The 652-nt window shown below is 65.0% G+C and carries 1 protein-coding gene and 1 pseudogene; one reads left to right on the top strand and one right to left on the bottom strand.

Annotated elements, in window-relative coordinates:
* A pseudogene (locus A5652_RS09935) lies at nucleotides 1-405 on the top strand (AMP-binding protein); the annotation flags it as partial.
* Here A5652_RS09935 and A5652_RS09930 read toward each other — a convergent pair.
* Entirely contained in the window at nucleotides 387-596 is a 210-nt protein-coding gene (locus A5652_RS09930; protein ID WP_369805773.1) for an AMP-binding protein, read from the bottom strand. The pseudogene A5652_RS09935 and the gene A5652_RS09930 sit on opposite strands and share 19 nt — an antisense overlap.
* Between the last annotated feature and the right edge of the window lie 56 nt (nucleotides 597-652).

Here is a 652-nt window from a genome sequence, read left to right as displayed (position 1 = left end):
GCGCTCAGTTTCGCTGGCCAGTCGATGACCTATCGCGAGCTTGATGAAGCATCAAACCGGTTGGCGCACTTGTTGATTGGCTTGGGCGTGCGCCCCGGCGAGCGGGTGGCGTTGTTATTCTCCCGTTCGGCCGACGCGATCGTGGCCATCCTGGCGGTGCTCAAGACTGGCGCGACTTATGTGCCGATCGATCCGGCACAGCCCGCCGCGCGCATGGAGTTCATGCTCGGCGATGCCGCTCCGGTCGCGGCCGTAACCACCGCCGATCTGGCCGAGCGTCTGGAGAGCTACGAGCTGCCGGTCATCGATGTCAGCGATCCCCGCATCGGTGCTCAACCCAGCACCGGACTGCCGGCGCCGACAGAGGACGACATCGCCTACCTCATTTACACCTCGGGCACGACCACCAGCCGGCCGCCGTACAACAGCGCACCCCAGATCTCCCACACCGAGTAGTCGAACGCCAGGGAATGACACTGCGACCACACCTGCCCCGAAAGCTCGAGTTCGGCGTCCAATGTCTCCAGCAGTCGGGTGACGTTGCGGTGACTGACGGCGACGCCCTTGGGGACGCCGGTCGTGCCCGAGGTGTAAATGAGGTAGGCGATGTCGTCCTCTGTCGGCGCCGGCAGTCCGGTGCTGGGTTGAGCAC

The sequence above is a fragment of the Mycobacterium sp. 1165178.9 genome (assembly GCF_001673555.1).
Taxonomy (GTDB): domain Bacteria; phylum Actinomycetota; class Actinomycetes; order Mycobacteriales; family Mycobacteriaceae; genus Mycobacterium.
This window is presented reverse-complemented; position numbering and strand designations above follow the sequence as displayed.